General features: G+C 49.3%; 10 protein-coding genes. 5 read left to right on the top strand and 5 right to left on the bottom strand.

Annotated elements, in window-relative coordinates; translation table 11 throughout:
- The first annotated feature begins 73 nt into the window (after positions 1 to 73).
- Positions 74 to 2,665, top strand: a complete 2,592-nt coding sequence (topA, locus tag ASG24_RS06635; protein ID WP_055868970.1) for a type I DNA topoisomerase — start codon at positions 74 to 76, stop codon at positions 2,663 to 2,665.
- Between the two features lie 50 nt (positions 2,666 to 2,715).
- Here the strand turns inward: topA and ASG24_RS06630 are convergent, their stop codons facing one another.
- From ASG24_RS06630 to metK, 3 genes are all read right to left on the bottom strand, one after another.
- Positions 2,716 to 3,933: an HD-GYP domain-containing protein gene (locus ASG24_RS06630; RefSeq protein WP_055868969.1), complete on the bottom strand. Its 1,218-nt coding sequence runs from the start codon at positions 3,931 to 3,933 to the stop codon at positions 2,716 to 2,718.
- Positions 3,934 to 4,167: 234 nt separating this feature from the next.
- The gene (locus ASG24_RS06625) at positions 4,168 to 5,394 is read right to left on the bottom strand and encodes an HD-GYP domain-containing protein (protein ID WP_055868968.1); all 1,227 of its coding nucleotides are present in this window, start codon (positions 5,392 to 5,394) and stop codon (positions 4,168 to 4,170) included.
- A 134-nt stretch (positions 5,395 to 5,528) separates the two neighbouring features.
- Positions 5,529 to 6,692 (bottom strand): methionine adenosyltransferase, encoded by a 1,164-nt coding sequence (gene metK, locus ASG24_RS06620; protein WP_055868967.1) that lies wholly within the window; start codon positions 6,690 to 6,692, stop codon positions 5,529 to 5,531.
- Between the two features lie 165 nt (positions 6,693 to 6,857).
- Here metK and dapF point away from each other — a divergent pair, with 165 nt between their 5' ends.
- From dapF to ASG24_RS06595, 4 genes are all read left to right on the top strand, one after another.
- Positions 6,858 to 7,688 (top strand): diaminopimelate epimerase, encoded by an 831-nt coding sequence (gene dapF / locus ASG24_RS06615; RefSeq protein WP_055830126.1) that lies wholly within the window; start codon positions 6,858 to 6,860, stop codon positions 7,686 to 7,688.
- Between the two features lie 17 nt (positions 7,689 to 7,705).
- Positions 7,706 to 8,359, top strand: a complete 654-nt coding sequence (locus ASG24_RS06610) for a DUF484 family protein (RefSeq protein ID WP_055830128.1) — start codon at positions 7,706 to 7,708, stop codon at positions 8,357 to 8,359.
- 216 nt (positions 8,360 to 8,575) lie between these two features.
- A complete protein-coding gene (gene xerC, locus ASG24_RS06600; RefSeq protein WP_055868965.1) occupies positions 8,576 to 9,457 on the top strand; it encodes a tyrosine recombinase XerC in 882 nt (293 codons plus the stop codon).
- Between the two features lie 212 nt (positions 9,458 to 9,669).
- Positions 9,670 to 10,254 (top strand): superoxide dismutase, encoded by a 585-nt coding sequence (locus ASG24_RS06595; RefSeq protein ID WP_055868964.1) that lies wholly within the window; start codon positions 9,670 to 9,672, stop codon positions 10,252 to 10,254.
- A 426-nt stretch (positions 10,255 to 10,680) separates the two neighbouring features.
- Here ASG24_RS06595 and ASG24_RS06585 read toward each other — a convergent pair whose 3' ends face one another.
- Both ASG24_RS06585 and ASG24_RS06580 read right to left on the bottom strand, forming a co-directional pair.
- On the bottom strand, positions 10,681 to 14,397 hold the full coding sequence (locus ASG24_RS06585) for an EAL domain-containing protein (protein WP_055868962.1): 3,717 nt from the start codon (positions 14,395 to 14,397) through the stop codon (positions 10,681 to 10,683).
- A gap of 207 nt (positions 14,398 to 14,604) precedes the next feature.
- Complete coding sequence (locus ASG24_RS06580; protein ID WP_235562338.1) at positions 14,605 to 15,798, bottom strand: CynX/NimT family MFS transporter; 1,194 nt, start codon at positions 15,796 to 15,798, stop codon at positions 14,605 to 14,607.
- Positions 15,799 to 15,922 lie beyond the last annotated feature (124 nt).

Genomic DNA, 15,922 nt, shown 5'->3' with positions numbered 1-15,922 from the left:
TTTCCACAAGGATAGGTTGTCTATTCGCTGGAACGCTTGCTATTATCTAGCCAACTCTTATGTACACCACCTAATGTCAAAACTGCTTATCGTTGAATCCCCGTCAAAAGCCAAGACACTCGAGAAATATCTGGGTAGCGAATTTAAGGTATTGGCTTCGTACGGGCATGTGCGCGACCTGATCCCGAAAAACGGGGCTGTGGATCCCACACAGCAATTTGCGATGAAGTACGACATCATTGATCGCAACAGCAAACATGTGGACGCGATTGCCAAAGCAGTTAAAAATGCAGACAGCATTTACCTGGCGACCGACCCGGACCGCGAAGGGGAGGCCATTTCCTGGCATATTGCCGAGATCCTGGCGGAAAAAAACCTGACCAAGAACAAGCTGGTCAAACGGGTCGAATTTAACGAGATTACACAAACGGCGGTGAAATACGCGATTGATCATCCGCGTGACATCTCGATGGATCTGGTCAATGCACAGCAGGCGCGCCGTGCGCTGGATTACCTGGTTGGCTTTAATTTATCGCCATTACTTTGGAAAAAAATCCGCCGCGGCTTGTCTGCCGGCCGCGTACAAAGCCCGGCGTTGAGACTGATTGTAGAACGCGAACTGCAAATCGAAGCGTTTACCAGCCAGGAATACTGGAGCATTCATATGAGTGCGCTCAAGCATGCGCACGGATTTGATGCCAAGCTGGTGCAACTGAATGGCCAGAAAGTTGAACAATTCACAATCACCCAGCATGACCAGCAAGCAGATATTGTCGGCAAGCTTTTACTGGCCTCCGCTGGCAAAACCACTGTTACCCGCGTTGAGAAGAAACAGCGTAGCCGTAGCCCTGCTGCCCCGTTTACTACTTCAACCCTGCAACAGGAAGCAGTCCGTAAGTTAGGCTTTACTACCAGTCGCGCCATGCGTGTAGCCCAGCAGCTCTATGAAGGTATGGATGTGGGTAGCGGCACAGTTGGTTTGATTACCTATATGCGTACCGACTCTTTCAGCCTGGCGGCTGAAGCGGTGATGCAAATTCGTGAGTATGTGAAAAAGAATTTTGATGCAGACTACCTGCCAAAATCCCCTATCATGTACAAAACCAAGGCCAAAAATGCCCAAGAGGCACATGAGGCGATTCGTCCGACTGACATTACCCGCAGCCCCGCCAGTGTGCGTCAGTACTTGAATGACGAACAATTCAAATTATATGAAATGATCTGGAAACGTACTTTGGCGTGCCAGATGACCCAGGCAAAATATGATGCCGTCAGCGTTGACCTGGCTGTTGGCAGCGATGCGACACTATTCCGCGCCAGTGGCCAGACCCTGATCTTCCCGGGCTTTATTGCCGTATATATGGAAGGCAAGGATGACGACAAGGATGATGAAGATGCAGAGGCAAAATTGCCGCATCTGGAAACCGGTGAAGTGCTGACCGTAGAAAAAATCTTTGGTGAACAACACTTTACCGAACCACCACCACGCTATTCAGAAGCCAGCCTGGTGAAAGCACTGGAAGAATACGGCATCGGCCGCCCTTCCACCTACGCCAGCATCATCTCGACCTTGCAAGACCGCGAGTACGTGATCCTGGATAAAAAGCGCTTTACGCCAACTGATGTCGGTCGCGTGGTCAACAAGTTCCTGACTGAACATTTCACCCAATACGTTGACTATGATTTTACCGCCAAACTGGAAAACGAGCTGGATGAAATCGCTGAAGGTAACCTGGACTGGATACCGGTCATGGATAAATTCTGGCAAGGGTTTAACCAGCAGATCCTGGGCAAGGCGGATGTTGAACGCCCTGGTAACGAGTTAATCGACGAACTATGCCCGAAATGTGGCCGCCAGTTGCAAAAACAACTCAGCCGCTATGGCAGTTTTATTGGCTGTACTGGCTACAACGTCACGCCAAAATGTGATTACAAACGCAGTATTGATGGCGAAGCAAATACTGCCAGCGAACCGGTAGTCATCGGTCAGGATGCTGAAACCAGCAAAGATATTTACCTGATGAATGGTCCATATGGCCCTTATCTGCAGGTAGGCTTGCCAGTTGAGGGCGAGAAGAAAAAACCTAAACGCGTGAGCATTCCGAAAGAGATTCCGCTGAGTCAGGTGAATATCGATACGGCAACCATGCTATTAAGCCTGCCGCGTGACCTAGGTACCCATCCGGAAACTGGCAAGAAAATCATTGCTAATATTGGTCGTTTTGGCCCGTATGTAAATCACGATGGCAAGTTCAAATCCATCCCCAAGAGCGAAAGCGTTTTTGGCATCAACCTTGAAGGCGCAGTTGCACTATTGGCTGCGGCCAGTGGGCCGGCGGTATTGGCAGATTTAGGTGCCCATCCTTCCGGAGAAGGCAGGATAGAAGTATTTTCTGGCCGTTTTGGCCCTTATGTACAACACAATGGCATACGCGCAACCTTGCCGAAAAGCGTGACGCCGGAAGAGCTGACCATAGAACAAGCGTTGGAATTACTGACGGAGAAAGCTGCCAAAGGCGGTGGCAAAACGACGGGCAGAAAAACATCGGCCAAAAAAGCACCGGCAGCGAAAACATCAACTGCAAAAGCGCCAGCTAAAAAAGCCGCTACCAAAGCGACCACTACCAAACCCGCAGCCAAGCGAACGAAGAAAACAGCGGAATAGTACGAAAAAGAAACTGTGAAACATTAAAAAAAGGAGCATAGGCTCCTTTTTTATTTGGTGGGAATCGCCCATAAATGGTCTACATTACCCAGCCCCCAGGTTTCCGCAGATTCGTTCCCTACAATCTCATCCATGCCTTTCGATAAATCCAGTTCCATCACGGGAATATAGAGTTTGGACTTGGTGGAGAAAAAGGCTTTCACCACCGGTTTTAACAGGCTGGCAGGTGCCTGGCGTACGACGACAGCCAAAAGCCCGGATTTCAGGATCACCACTGTACCAATCGGATAAATACCCAGGCTTTTGACAAACGCTTTTAAGATATCCATATCAAAGTGGCCTTGCCAGTTGGCCATCCGCTTGAGCGCGATACCCGGCTCCCACGCCGGTTTATAAGGGCGGGTTGAGGTCACGGCATCATACACATCGCACACTGCCCCCATTCTGGCAAACAGACCGATTTGATCCGAAACAAGCTTTTCGGGATATCCGCTGCCATCCATCTTTTCATGATGGTGCAGGCAAACTTCCAGTGTCGCCGGATCAGTAATATCGGCTTTTATCAACATATCGTGGCCCAGTTTTGGGTGATGGCGAACCACCTCAAATTCTTGCTCGGTCAACGCACCAGGTTTATTCAGAATCTCCAGAGGAATGCCGGCCTTGCCAACATCATGCATCAAACCCGCCAGGCCAGCTTGCTTCACCTCAGTTTCAGACAACTCTAGCGCTCGCGCCAGGGCCGTCATCAGTGCACAGACAGCGATGGAATGCATATAGGTACAATCGTCGATTGTTTTCAGGCGCACCAAACTGACGAGGGCGTGCATATTGCGGCTAACTGATGCCGAAATTTCCTCAACGATAGGCAGCACGGTCTTGACCTGAATCGCTTTACCCATACGCAAGTCTGAGAACATGGATTCAATTTCGTGTCGCGAAGACGCGATAATTTTCGCGGCCTGAGACTGTTCTTCATCCACCGTCACCTGCTTAAACTTTTTGGCTGATACACGCCGCTCAGCAGCTTCATTTTTACTTTTATCGCATACAGGTTCGGCTTCTGAAGGTGATGGTGGCAACACATCCAAACCCTGGCTGAGATCAATCACGACTTCGCAAACCAGGCTTTCCTGGAGCTTTTGCAGATCATCCGGGTCTTTGAGGACAAAATGCCTGCGCCAGAAAGGATGATTTATCCACGCACCTTTCAGTTCATGGATGTACATCCCCAATCGCACATCTTTAACTAAAACAGTTTTTAGCATAAGCCAATCAACCTCTCTTGATTGCTTATATCTTAACGACTATTAATACCTGAAAATTGGGAAGAAAGAGGGCTAAAAGTGATCTGGAAAATTATTTTTACATGAATGTTTTTTATAGCAATTATTGATTCAAGCTGACCACAGGCTGAGGCATTACTTTGTCAGCAACCTAGCTGTAAATGATAAGAAGGAAATTAGAAAATTTGGAAGCGTTTAAATAAAAGTGCTTTTGTTTTAATGCGTAGCCCACAGATGCTCGATATTACCAATACCCCAGCTCACTGCAGATTCATTGCTGACAATTTCATCCGCCCCTGGCCTGGCTAAATCAATTTCCTCAACCGGTATATGCACCAGCGACTTGGTAGAGAAAAATGCTTTCACGACCGGCGTTAGCAAACTTTCAGGCGATTGGCGTACCACTACTGCAAGACGGCCAGATTTAAGCATGACGACAGTGCCTATCGGGTAAATACCCATGCTTTTAACGAAAGCTTCGAGTAGCACCGGGTCGAAGTGACCAGTCCATGAAGCCATGCGTTTAAGGGCAATGCCTGGCTCCCATCCGGGTTTGTAGGCACGTGCCGAAGTGATGGCATCATACACATCGCAGATCGCACCCATCCTGGCATACATGCTGATATTTTCGCCCGATAAATGGCCTGGATAACCGCTGCCATCCATCTTTTCATGGTGATGCAGACAGACGTCCAGCGTGACAGGGTCAGTTATGTTCGCTTTCAGCAGCATGTCATAGCCATTTTGTGGATGCTGACGAATGACATCAAACTCGTTATCGGTTAATGAACCTGGTTTGTTCAGAATCTGTAATGGCACTTCGGCTTTACCCATATCATGCATCAGCCCCGCCAACCCTGCCTGCTTGACTTCGATGTCTGACAATTTGAGTTCTTTGGCCAGATTAGTCATTAAGGCACTCACTGCAATTGAGTGCATGTAGGTGTAATCGTCTGCCGTTTTCAAACGCACCAGGCTGATTAAAGCATGAGTATTGCGGGTGACCGAGGCTGATATCTCCTCTACCAGCGGCATGACATTTTCTGGCTCTATCACTTTGCCCATGCGTAAATCTTTAAACATGGACATGATTTCACGGCGTGAAGCCTGAATGATTTTGGCCGCCTTGCGATGTTCTGAATCCAAAGGTGCCTGTTTGACCTGCTTCAGCTCTTCTTCAACAGCCAGGCTCTCCAGTTCAAGCAGGGCCAGTTCTTTATCTGTCAATGGAGGCGCAAGCACTTCGGGCTCAGGCAACACATCCAGTCCGCGCTTGGTATCAATCACAACCTGCTTCAGCGCGCTGCCCTTGAGTTTGAGCAGGTCCATTTCATCTTTGAGCACAAACTTGGTACGCCAGAAAGGGTGATCCATCCATGGACCTTTCAGTTCATGGATATACATCCCGATTCTTACCTGGTTGACGGCGATTGTTTTTAACATACTGCCCGCTGTTGTTTTACTCTTTTTACTTAATACTCATCATCTTACGCTTGATATCGACAGGAAATCGAAAAAAAAGAGGGCTAAAAGCCCTCTTTAAAATTACTTTTTGTATCAATGCTTTACTGGCACTATTACAATCCGGCAGCCGCGCGCAATTGGGCCGCTTTATCAATGGCTTCCCAGGTGAATTCCGGCTCATCACGGCCAAAGTGGCCATAAGCAGCGGTTTTGCTGTAAATCGGGCGCAACAGATCCAGCATTTTCACAATGCCTTTTGGACGCAAATCGAAATGCTCACGCACCAATTGCGTCAATTTCTCATCCGCAATTTTGCCGGTGCCGTAGGTTTCCACCATGATGGAAGTCGGTTGTGCCACACCAATGGCGTAGCTGACCTGTACCAGGCATTTGTCTGCAAGGCCAGCCGCCACGATATTTTTGGCTACATAACGGCCCGCATACGCTGCTGAACGGTCTACCTTGGAAGGATCTTTACCGGAGAAAGCACCACCGCCGTGAGGCGCTGCGCCGCCGTAAGTATCTACGATAATTTTACGGCCAGTCAGGCCGCAATCACCTTGTGGGCCACCGATGACAAAACGGCCAGTCGGGTTGACCAGGAATTTAATCTCGCCTTTGATCAGTTCAGCAGGTAATGTTGGCTTGATGATTTCTTCAATCACCGCTTCACGGATGGCTTCCAGTGACATCTCGGGAGCGTGTTGGGTAGACACCAGCACGGTATCAATCTTGTGCGGCTTGCCATCTACATATTGAATGGTCACTTGTGATTTGGCATCCGGACGCAACCATGGCAAACGGCCATCTTTACGTAACTGCGACTGGCGCTCCATCACACGATGGCTTAGCCAGATTGGCAATGGCATCAGTTGTGGCGTTTCATTCACCGCATAACCAAACATCAGGCCCTGGTCGCCTGCACCCTGATCCAGCGGATCATCATTTGCATTATCCACGCCCTGGGCAATGTCAGGAGATTGTTTATCGTAAGCTACCAGTACTGCACAACCCTTATAGTCGATACCGTAATCGGTATTGTCATAGCCGATACGCTTCACCGCATCGCGCGCGACTTTAATGTAATCGACATTGGCGCTGGTGGTGATTTCGCCTGCGAGGACGATCAGGCCGGTATTAGCCAGTGTTTCAGCAGCTACGCGTGCAGTGGGGTCTTGTTCAAGAATTGCATCCAGAATGCTATCGGAAACCTGATCAGCTAATTTATCGGGATGGCCTTCGGAAACGGATTCCGAAGTAAAAAGATATTCACTCATTGTTTGACGCCTTGAAAAGTAAAAGTGGTTGATCAATGACACCGACTAAAGGCTGAAGCCGGCATCTAAAAGGAAGAAAGATTCTACCCGAGTTTGCCTGGTTAACGGAATAAATGTTGCCTGCAAGCTGCCACAGCACGGGTTGTTGGAGTATCATTTCAAGCCATGAAACTCAGATTCACCAAAATGCAGGGTGCAGGTAATGACTTTGTGGTCATTGATGCGACTCAAACGCCTGTCCATTTATCACATACGCAAATCCAGCAGATTGCGAACCGCTTTTTCGGTGTTGGTTGTGACCAGCTATTAATGGTCGAAACTACCGCTACGCCTGGCATAGATTTCCGCTACCGTATTTTTAATGCTGACGGTAGCGAAGTCGAGCAATGCGGCAATGGCGCCCGTTGTTTTGTCCGTTTTGTGGTGGACAAAGGCCTGACCGACAAACGTGAAATTAAAGTGGAAACCGCGAGCGGCATCCTGACCCTGACCTTGCAGGAAGATGGCCAGGTCACCGTGAATATGGGCGCACCAAGATTTTCTCCGGCACAAATTCCGTTTGAGGCAGATGCAGAGGCGACTGCTTACGAGTTACCATTAGATGAAGACACAGTCACTATCAGCGCTGTCTCCATGGGCAATCCGCACGCGGTGATGCTGGTGGATAATGTGCATACTGCGGAAGTGGCACTGCTAGGCCCGCAGATAGAATCTCACCCGCGCTTTCCGCAACGCGTGAATGCCGGCTTTATGCAGGTATTAAACGAACATGAAATCAACTTGCGCGTTTACGAACGTGGCAGCGGTGAAACCCTGGCTTGCGGCACCGGTGCTTGTGCCGCGGCAGTCAGCGGTATCCAGTTGGGCACCTTGCAAAGCCCGGTGAAAGTGCACACCCGTGGCGGCATACTGACAATTAAATGGGATGGCGGCCAGAGCCCGGTCATGATGACAGGTCCGGCAGATATCGTTTTTGAAGGCGAAATTGAAATTTAAGAAATGACAGAAGCATAATGGAAGACAGCATTAACGAAAACGATATTAAACTCTATCTCAAGGCGCACCCCGACTTTTTCGAAAGTCATGCGCATCTGCTGGCCGAGCTGTTTTTACCAAGCCCGCATGGCAAAGGCACTATTTCACTGGCTGAACGCCAGCAAATTGCCCAACGCGACAAAATCCGGGTTTTGGAGTCACGCTTTACTGAGCTGATCCTGACCGCTGAAGAAAATGAAGCCACCGCCAATAAGGTGCATGAATTAACCCTGGGCTTATTGTTTGCAAAAGATGTTCCGGCACTGCATGCACATCTGGTGGAGTTTCTTGCTACCCACTTTCAGTTGCCAAATGCACGATTAAGGCTTTGGGAGAACGAAAGCCATACCGCGGATGATATTTTCATCACCGCTGAAGATTCACTGAAAAACTGGGCCAAGGATTTGAGCCAGCCCTACTGCGGCACCCTGCCCACCATGGACATTGCAGGCTGGTTTACCGAATCTCCGGCCTCGCTGGCAGTGATTCCGATGCGCTATCAGGACGTCACTTTTGGCCTGCTGGCGATTCCTAGTGAACAGCGCAGCCGTTTTTATGCAGGCATGGGAACCTTATTTTTAAACCGGATCGGGGAGCTGGTCAGCGCCTCGCTTGCCAGATACATTATATGAAAGCCCCCGCTGAGGTTTCCGCCAAGAGGCATATTCTTGCGGCAATTGTCAGCGTAGAGCCAATATTGCCGCGCATGCAAATAATTGCGTTGCGCGGTACCTGCATTTCTCACCTCCCTGCTTTTAATCCTCTGCGCTTCTGTATCCGCAAGCTGTACCCCATGTTCACTGCATTTTTTGCGGCCAGCTTATGCTGGCCGGCACCAGGGCTCTATCATGCATGAACTGCTTGATGACTATCTGGACTTCCTCCATTTTGAGCGCGGCTTAAGTGAGAATACCCGCAATAATTATCAACGCGATATTGCCCTGCTAATGAAGCAACATGCGCAAGACCTGAAAACACTCACCCCGCAACTCATACGCCGCAATATTGCCAGTTTGCACAGTCAAGGGTTAAGTGGCCGCAGCATCGCCCGCATCCTCTCCAGCTGGCGTGGATTTTTCCATTACCTGGTTCTGCATCATCAATTTCCGGCCAATCCTGTGATCGGTTTGCGTGCACCCAAATCACCGAAAACATTGCCACATGCACTCTCTATCGAACAGACCAGCAAGCTGGTCGAACTGGAAGGTGATAGCCCGATTGTGGTACGCGACCGTGCCATGCTGGAGCTGTTCTATTCTTCGGGCTTACGTTTAAGTGAAGTGGTCGGGCTAGACATTGAGCGGCTTGATTTGCAGGAAGGCGTTGTAACCGTCATTGGTAAAGGCAATAAAACCCGTATGGTGCCACTCGGTAGCAAAGCCATATCAGCCCTGCATGCATGGCTGAGTGTGCGCCCACTTTGGCTAAGTAAAAGACCTTCCGAAACCGCGGTCTTTCTCAGTCAGCAAGGTCGCCGTATTCATGGCCGCACGATAGAAATGCGGGTCAAAGATTGGGCAATCAAACAAGGTTTGCATAACCATGTGCACCCGCACATGCTGCGCCACAGTTTTGCCAGCCATGTGTTGCAAAGTAGCGGCGATTTACGTGCAGTGCAGGAAATGCTGGGCCATGCCAATATCAGCACCACACAGGTGTATACCCATCTTGACTTCCAGCATCTGAGTAAAACTTATGATGCTGCGCACCCGCGTGCGCGCAAGAAATAAGCCGTTCGACCGTCTGTATATGGCAATGCAAGGTTTTGCTGGACCTTAAACTATGGCAAAATACTTCGAAATCGGTAAACCTTTTACCAGTCACGTGGTTCTAAACATCACCTGAAGGTCATTACTTTAAAAACCAGCGTTTCAACAATGCAATTTCAATAAAGATTTTTTTCAAGACCGCTTAACTCAACACACCATAAAAAGGAAACACCATGGAACATACCTTACCACCACTACCATTTGCTAAAGATGCATTGGCGCCACACATGTCTGAAGAAACCTTTGAATACCACTATGGCAAGCACCACCAGGCTTATGTGACTAACTTGAACAACCTGATCAAAGGTACCGAGTTTGAAAACCTGAGCCTGGAAGACATCATTAAAAAATCTTCCGGCGGCATTTATAATAACTCCGCACAAATCTGGAACCATACCTTTTTCTGGAACTGCCTCACACCAAACGGTGGCGGTGAACCAACAGGCGCTTTGGCAGATGCCATTAAAGCCAAATGGGGTTCTTATGAAGAATTCAAAAAAACATTCCAGACATCTGCTGTGGGTAACTTCGGTTCCGGCTGGACCTGGTTAGTGAAAAAAGCGGATGGTTCAGTGGATATCGTTAATATGGGTGCTGCTGGCACACCGCTGACCACAGGCGACAAAGCATTGCTGACTATCGACGTTTGGGAACATGCTTACTATATCGATCACCGTAATGCGCGTCCAAAATTTGTAGAGACTTTCCTGGCGAACCTGGTTAACTGGGAATTTGCAGCTAAAAACTTTGCCGCATAATCGCTAAGCAACTCAGCCTTAAAAGCCTCTAAATTTTTTAGAGGCTTTTTTGTTAAGCTATTGAATAATTACCGATTCACCGGAATATGAAGAGCAAGCCAATGGCTGTGCATTGATGTGAGACTTTTTGTAACCAGAATAGAATCAAAACATGGACTTCAAAATACTTTCTGCTTTTTATTTGGTACCTTTATTCATCTCCGCAATCGGGTCTTTGATTGAATTCCGCAACTGTGAATTCGATACCCTTAAACACGCATTGGGCAAAGCATTCTTTTTGGCATTCCGCAGCATGGTACCGGTGCTCAATATCTTTTCAGCCATTCTGTATCTGATTACTTGCGGGACCTATACCTGGAAAAAATCAGCTTTTGCAAAAAAGTGATCGCTATCAGATATTGGTTTCCGTGACTTGCGGGTATTTCTTTAAAGCATCTCAGCTTCAGTAATATCCTGCGCAGAATTGCCAGCGTTATGAATTACCCACCGCTCAAACAATTCCATCGCTAGCGGCCGTGTAAAATAGTAACCTTGGAACATCTGGCAACCGAGTTTTTTTAACACGCGTAACTGTGCTTCCGTTTCCACCCCTTCGGCTAATACTTCCAGCTGCAAACTGTGCCCTAATGAAATAACCGCATTGACGATGCTTTCGTAATCACTGTCATTGAGCATGTCACGCACGAACGATTGATCAATTTTTAGCTGGTCAAACGGCAAGCGTTTCAGATAAGACAACGATGAGTAACCGGTACCGAAATCATCCAGGGAGAAACATACGCCCACTTCGCGCAAGGCGGTCATTTTAGCAATAATGTCTTCCACATTGTCTACCAGCATGCTTTCCGTTAACTCAAGTTTTAGCCTGCCCGGCTGGATACCGGTCTCGACCACCATGCGTTGCACTTGTTGCACAAAGTCTGGCTGCAAATACTGTTTCGGGCTGACATTCACCGACAGCACCAATGAACTTAATTGTTCATGGGCAGACCACTCCAGCAATATCTGGCAGGCTTTTTGTAATACCCAATGACCGATCTCAACGATTTGCCCCGAGCTTTCAGCCATGGTCACAAACTGGTTAGGCATAATCAGGCCGCGTTCAGGATGCTGCCATCTGATCAGTGCCTCGGCACCGACAATAGCGTGCTGCTGGTTATATTGCGGCTGGAAATGCAGCAGGAACTGTCGCTCTTCGATCGCTATATGTAAATCGGCTTCCATGGCAACGCGATGCAGTAATTCGGTTTCCATCAGCGTGTCAAAGAACTGGTAACCATTCCTGCCCGCTTCCTTGGCTTTATACATGGCCATATCCGCCCGCCGCAAAAGCTCTTCAGACTGGCTGGGCTCGTCACAATCAAATAGTGCAACGCCTATGCTGGGTGAAGTGTAATGCTGGTAGTGATTTAAATTAAAAGGTTGCTCAAACGCCGCGACAATTTTTTCACAGACTATTCTAGCCTGTTTTTCCGCCTGTAGCGGGTCACGGTGCAAGCTATCCAGCACCACAACGAATTCATCACCACCGAGCCGGCTGACAGTATCCAGGCGACGTACCGAGCCTTTGATCCGCTTAGCAACTTCCACCAGCAAGGCATCACCGACCTCGTGTCCATGCGTATCGTTAAGTGTTTTAAAATTATCAATATCGATAAATAGTAGCGCACCACCGGTTTTTTTGCGCACGGCTTTACGCAGATGGGCAATCAGTTTATCTTGTAGCAGCAAACGGTTAGGCAGGCCGGTCATGGTGTCGTAATAGGCCAGCTGGCGGATTTGCGCATCTGCCTGTTTGCGCTCCGTGACATCACGTAATACCAGTACCCAATGCGTATGTCGCCCACCACGGTCATGCAGGGGCAGCGCATCCATCTCTAACGAAACGCTTTCGCCTTCAGAATTGCTAGTCACAACCTCCGCCGTAATCGGTGACATCTGCTGGAAAGCCTGTTTGATATTTTCAAGTTCACGCTTGGGTGTGGCCGCATTAAAAATATCAAATGGAGAACTACCGCTTAAATACTCAAGTGACGATCCGGTAATTCTGGTGAACGCTTCGTTCAGGAACACAATTTTTTGTTGCATGGGCGCCTGCACCGGCGCCTCTGTAATCATCACGATGTCATTGAGCCGGGAGATTCCGCTACGCAATAGATTGAGCTGTTCATCCGACTGCTCGCGTTCAATCGCCAGGCCGAGAATTTGCGCATAGCTTTCGACAAAATCGATTTCTACATCCGTCGGGGTATGCGGGTGCCGCCGGTATACTGCCAACACACCTAATGCATGCCAGCTACGCGACAATATCGGTGCGCTCCAGCAGGCCTGCAAGCCAAAGGTTTCAGCCAGCACCTGATTCTCATCCCCAAACGGATAAGTATGTATTTCTTTGGCAATCACCCGGCTTTGAGTAAGGGTCTTGATTTGGCTGGCCGGCAGGGAGATACCATCCATCACCTGGGTATAGGGTAAGGGCAGTTTTGATAAGGCAGCATGGCGTAAATGGCCTTCCTTATCCAATAACAATATGGCACAACAAGCACCCTGAAATTGCAGCTCTATCAATTGCGCCGCGGTATTGAGGATCTCGTGCAAGGACACATCCGCAAGCATCATGGCCTGGATTCTGTTTTGCCCTTGTTTGATGGCTTCCAGTTGCTTCTGATCGGTAATATCCTGTAACGACCCTTGCAGTTTTACAATGTTGCCGGCTTCATCCCGCACCGGCTGGCCCATGGCACGCACCCAGAAACGGCGGCCTGTAGCGGTTATTTTTTCCAGTTCCAGGTCGTAAGAAATACCTTCTTCTATGCATTTCTTCAGTGCACTTTGCATTAATGGCTGATATTCAGGCACAAACATATTCACGCCCTCTTCCACCGTGGGCGAGTAGCCGGGGGGCATTTCATGCAAGGCAGCCACTTCGTCAGACCACTGCAAGGCGCCCGTCTTGATATCGACCATCCAGCCGCCGATTTTCGCAACACTGCCAGCCACTTTAAGCAAATATTCCGCCTGGGTTCGACGGTCAATTTCATTCTGCAATGCCTGGGTCCGGTTGACCACTTGCCGCCGGATTTGCAGATTCCATAAAAAGGTGACGCCCAGTATCAGTAACAGGATGGAAACGCCGCGCGCCAGCCATACTATGTAAGGGCGTTTGACCCGCATATCCCCCTGATATACAAAACCTTTAAGGTCGATATAGGGAGGCACCAATCCATAATCTGCCAGGGTCTGCGCAATGGCATACCAGCGCTCTTCGTTCATATGTCCCCATGGCACCACTTCAGTGAGTACGTAGGGATGCATCATGTTGGCTTCGCGTAATAACGCTTGTTCGTTGATACCCCGTTTTACAACACCAGGCTTGCCTGCAATATGCTTTGCCATTTCTTCCTGGCGACTCAGGGCGTATAACCAGCCTTTTTTGGTTGCCCGCAAGAAAGCATCCACACGTTCAGGATGCGTGTTCAACTCGCGCTCACTGGTAAACAGCACATCACCATAAAAATCAACGCCATAAGACTGGTTGGTGATAATCGCGGGCGAATAGCCCATTTGTTTTAACTGTTCCGGCTCATCCATAGCATACGCAGAAATCACATCCACTTTGCCTTCGATTAAATCCTGCAGGCGCCAGGTGTGCGGCACCATGGTCATCTGCTTGATATCCAGATGCTGTTTTAGCAACATGGCTTTGAATTGGAACACGCCCTGATCATCCGTAGACATCATGATACGTTTGCCAACCAGGTCTTTAGGATGTTGAATATTACTTTGCTGCAAGCTGAGCAACACACCGGGGGAATGCTGGAATATAGCCGCCAATGCCACCAGCGGTTTACCTGCAATACGTGCCACCAATACTTCGGCATCGCCGATACTGTAATCGGCTTGTCCGGACAGAACCTGCTGTACTGGCGGGCGGTCTTTACTGCCTTCAATGATGTTGACGTTCAGGCCTTCGTCACGATAGTAGCCTTGTTCCTGTGCCGCATAGTAGCCAGCGAACTGAAACTGGTGCCGCCACTTAAGTTGCAGTGTGATGTCTTCAAGTGCGCTCGATACGGCACAATTAGCGAGCGCGACAATAGCCACCAGCCATCTGAATAAATAGAGGGTTGAATTGCGTTCCATGAGGATTTAGAAAAACAATATCACTGCAATGTAATCGGGCATTTTGCCGGTAAATAAGTCCAGCCTGATTTATACCTTAAGTACCGGCAATCACATTGGATAAACAGACAGCGATTTATGGCGGATTCGATGCATTTGATGCCATCGGGCCACAGTGAGTGACTCCGGGAGCGCGTTCTCCCACAGCCAGTTAGATGAGTAAGCGGCTTAGTGTTGCGGCGGTTTTAGCATGGCGGCCAATACCAGCATGAGTGCTGAAACAACAACCAGTAATTGATAGCCACCGACAAAATCACCATTTTTATCATGCAATAAACCCATGATGAAAGGTCCACTGGCGGCAATTAAATACCCTACTGTCAGCACGAAAGCATTCCAGCGATTTGCCGCATCGGGCGTGTGGGTATGATCAAGCGGCAATGTCATGGCCAATGTAAATGCGCCACCAAGCCCAAAAGCAGTGACAGGTACCCATAACCAGGGCCATGCGCCAGGCGTTGCCATTCCGGCGAGGCCTATCGTGGCAACAAGGCTGCAGGCTGCTAACCAGCTACGCCGGTCCAGATTCCTGCTAAACATGCCAGTGATCGGGCTCGCCAACATGAAACAAAAGGTAAAACTGGCAAGTACGGCTCCCGCTTCCCCGGCAGGCATGCCACTTTCCTGGTACATAGCAGCTGTCCAGGTGAGGATAGAATAAAACAGGAAGTTCACGCAGGCAAAAAACAGTGCGATTAACCAGGCAACAGGCGTGCGGAACGGCAAGCGCGTATCCGTTGCGCGCAACTTGCTGCTCACGATCGTTGTTTGCGTAGTAACGGATTTGCGTATCACGCACCACCAGGCAATCATGGCAATGACTCCCAGCACAGCCCATACGCCGACCGCCATCCGCCAGCCGGTAGACTGTAACAGCCAGCCAGTCAGCCCGGCAGACAAGGTACTGCCTAGTGATAATGCCGTCGCATATATCCCCATGATTAAAGCTGCACGGGAGGCGAAACTGGCTTTCACGATGCCCGCGAACATAGCACCTGCAACCGCGATACCTGCGCCAACACCCACCGTTGCACCTATTAACAAGCTGCTATTGCCTGCGAAAGCACGGATGAATATTGAGAGACTGAGCAGGCCCAAAGCGGTCATCAGCACTTTATTCACCCCGAATTTGCGCACCAGCCAAGGGGTTGGCAATGCCAGTGCTCCCATCAGGACATCGGGGATCGCCGTCATCATCGAGGCCATGGCATGGCTTAAGCGGAATGATTCAATGATCGCGGGCAAGGCAGGCCCCATGGACACAATGCCAGGCCGCAACCCAATAGCCACCAGCACAATCGCCAGCACCAGCCACCATTCGCCATGTGAAAACCACACCTGCTTACCCGTCCCGTTGTGCATGCCTGTTCCCCATATGACTGAGCTAATAATATAGAGGTAAGTCAGCCGTTACAAAATACGCCATTTGTCTGATATGGCAATAAAGTGATGCCGATGAGAGGAGGCTTGCTTGACCAGAAAATGA

Source organism: Methylophilus sp. Leaf414, assembly GCF_001425425.1.
Classification (GTDB): domain Bacteria; phylum Pseudomonadota; class Gammaproteobacteria; order Burkholderiales; family Methylophilaceae; genus Methylophilus.
Note: the sequence above shows the minus strand (reverse complement) of the source record. Positions and strands in the feature narration are given on the sequence as shown.

Excerpts from the sequence above, each read along its gene's own strand:
- topA (WP_055868970.1), top strand. The coding sequence starts at position 74 with ATGTCAAAACTGCTTATCGTTGAATCCCCGTCAAAAGCCAAGACACTC.
- ASG24_RS06630 (WP_055868969.1), bottom strand. The coding sequence starts at position 3,933 with ATGCTAAAAACTGTTTTAGTTAAAGATGTGCGATTGGGGATGTACATC.
- ASG24_RS06625 (WP_055868968.1), bottom strand. The coding sequence starts at position 5,394 with ATGTTAAAAACAATCGCCGTCAACCAGGTAAGAATCGGGATGTATATC.
- metK (WP_055868967.1), bottom strand. The coding sequence starts at position 6,692 with ATGAGTGAATATCTTTTTACTTCGGAATCCGTTTCCGAAGGCCATCCC.
- dapF (WP_055830126.1), top strand. The coding sequence starts at position 6,858 with ATGAAACTCAGATTCACCAAAATGCAGGGTGCAGGTAATGACTTTGTG.
- ASG24_RS06610 (WP_055830128.1), top strand. The coding sequence starts at position 7,706 with ATGGAAGACAGCATTAACGAAAACGATATTAAACTCTATCTCAAGGCG.
- xerC (WP_055868965.1), top strand. The coding sequence starts at position 8,576 with ATGCATGAACTGCTTGATGACTATCTGGACTTCCTCCATTTTGAGCGC.
- ASG24_RS06595 (WP_055868964.1), top strand. The coding sequence starts at position 9,670 with ATGGAACATACCTTACCACCACTACCATTTGCTAAAGATGCATTGGCG.
- ASG24_RS06585 (WP_055868962.1), bottom strand. The coding sequence starts at position 14,397 with ATGGAACGCAATTCAACCCTCTATTTATTCAGATGGCTGGTGGCTATT.
- ASG24_RS06580 (WP_235562338.1), bottom strand. The coding sequence starts at position 15,798 with ATGCACAACGGGACGGGTAAGCAGGTGTGGTTTTCACATGGCGAATGG.